A 2,156-nucleotide genomic window follows, 5' to 3' on the forward strand; every position below is an offset into this window, starting at 1 on the left:
CCATAGATGTGCACTGTCGCGCCCGGCACGCTCAGCCACTTCTCGTAATCGTTGATCTCGTCCCCGATCAGGTTGGTCATGGTGACGATTTCGCCATGACGCACGGGCTTGCCGAGCGGCCAGCCGGCGATGGCGCGGATGTGCTGCTCGAACTGCGAGACCGAGGCGCCATCGAGCGTCCAATGCCCGGAATTGTGCACGCGCGGAGCGATCTCGTTGACCAGCACCTTCGGTCCGGTGCCATTGGCGAGCACGAACATCTCGACGGCGAGCACGCCGACATAGTCGAGCGCGCCTGCGATCTTGCCTGCGATATTGCGCGCTTCCTCGGCGAGCGCATCCGGAATCGGCGCGGGCGCGCGCGAGATCTTCAGAATGTGGTCGCGGTGCTCGTTCTCGGTGACGTCGAAGCACTCGACCTGGCCCGTGGCGGCGCGTGCGGCGATCACCGAGATCTCGCGCTCGTACGGCACGAAAGCCTCCAGGATCGCCGCTTTGGTGGCGAGGCTGGTCCACACCTTGGCGATGTCGTCGCCCTCGCGGATGATCGCCTGACCCTTGCCGTCATAACCGAAGCGGCGGGTCTTGAGCACGGCGGGAAGGCCGATCCTGACGATCGCCTCGCGCAACGAAGCTACCGAAGTGACGTCGGCGTAGGCGGCCGTGCCGATCCCGAGCCGCGTCACGAAATCCTTCTCAGCGAGGCGGTCCTGGGTGGTCTCGAGGATCTTGCGGTTGGGCAGCACCGGGCGGCGCGCATCCAGCACCATCGCGGCCGCTGCCGGCACGTTCTCGAATTCGTAGGTGATGACGTCGACGTCGCCGGCGAACAGCTCGAGCGCCTCGACGTCGGCGTATTCGGCACAGGTCGCGTTCAGCACGACGTCAAACGCGGGCGAATCCGGATCGGGCGAAAACACCTGGCAGCGAAGGCCGAGCCGCGCCGCGGCCATGGCCAGCATCCGGCCCAATTGTCCGCCGCCGAGGATTCCGATGGTGTCGCCGGGCTTCAGCTTCACATGCCTGGTGTCCGTCACGCCTTGTCCTCCGGGCGCTCGGCAACCGCGTCCGTTTGCGCCTTGCGCCAGGCGGCGAGGCGATCCGACAGAGCGGGGTCGGAGAGCGCCAGCACGGCGGCCGCCAGCAATGCGGCATTGATCGCGCCGGCCTTGCCGATGGCAAGGGTACCGACCGGGATGCCTGCAGGCATCTGCACGATCGAATAGAGCGAATCGAGGCCCTTGAGTGTCTTGGATTCGACGGGGACGCCGAAAACCGGGAGCTCCGTCAGCGCCGCCGCCATGCCGGGCAGATGTGCCGCGCCGCCGGCGCCGGCGATGATCACCTTGTAACCCGCCGCCTTGGCGCCCCTGGCGAAGGTAAACAGGCGGTCGGGGGTTCGGTGGGCCGAAACGATGCGCGTGTCGGCGGCGACGCCCAGCGCTTCGAGCGTGTCGGCGGCATGGCGCATCGTGTCCCAGTCCGACTGGCTTCCCATGATGATGGCGATCGGCGCGGTCATGAGGTCAATTGTGCCCAGAAAAACAGAAAGATAGGCCAGATTAACGGTTCCGGCCGGCGGCTCGCAAGGCGGTGGCAAGGAGAAGGGAATCCACTATCCTGTCTTGGTGAATCCCCGCAAGCCTTCATTGAGCAGGATGCCCATGAAGAAACCAAAAAGGGCAAGTGCTGCGAAGGCCAAGAAGGGTGGCAAAACCAGCGCCGGCCGATCCCGAGCCGCTCCGAAACGCCCCGCCAAGCCGGCCTCGCGCAGGGCGCCAGCTGCCGACGACAGCAAGGCGATCATCCGCGATCTCAGGCGCAAGCTGAAGGCGGCCCGGCTGCGGATCTCGGAACTCGAGGCGGCCGCCGACACCGATTTCCTGCTCGAGATTCCGAACCGGCGCGGTTTCGAGCGCGAGCTGGCGCGTGCCATCGCCTATATGAAACGCTACCGCGCCAGCGGGGCGCTGATCGTTCTCGACGTCGATCGGTTGAAGCCGATCAACGATTCCTTCGGTCATGTCGCCGGCGACGAAGTGCTGAAGGCGATTGTCGCCACGTTGAGGCGCCAGGTGCGCGCCTCGGACGTCGTCGGCCGGCTTGGCGGTGACGAGTTCGCGCTGCTGCTCTGGAATCTGAGCGAGACCGATGCC

The 2,156-nt window shown here is 66.0% G+C and carries 3 protein-coding genes; 1 reads left to right on the forward strand and 2 read right to left on the reverse strand.

Features of this window, described 5'->3' with window-relative positions; all coding sequences use genetic code 11:
* Nucleotides 1–1,037 (reverse strand): 5-(carboxyamino)imidazole ribonucleotide synthase (locus tag JHD07_RS11910; protein WP_291622204.1); only part of this gene is annotated, 1,037 nt, incomplete at its 3' end.
* Complete coding sequence (purE, locus tag JHD07_RS11915; RefSeq protein ID WP_291622205.1) at nt 1,034–1,522, reverse strand: 5-(carboxyamino)imidazole ribonucleotide mutase; 489 nt, start codon at nt 1,520–1,522, stop codon at nt 1,034–1,036. The genes purE and JHD07_RS11910, both read right to left, overlap by 4 nt.
* 142 nt (nt 1,523–1,664) lie before the next feature.
* Between purE and JHD07_RS11920 the strand changes: the two genes are divergently transcribed.
* A partial coding sequence (locus tag JHD07_RS11920) for a GGDEF domain-containing protein (protein ID WP_291622207.1) occupies nt 1,665–2,156 on the forward strand: 492 nt, incomplete at its 3' end.

This window comes from Bradyrhizobium sp. (assembly GCF_016462955.1).
GTDB lineage: Bacteria > Pseudomonadota > Alphaproteobacteria > Rhizobiales > Xanthobacteraceae > Bradyrhizobium.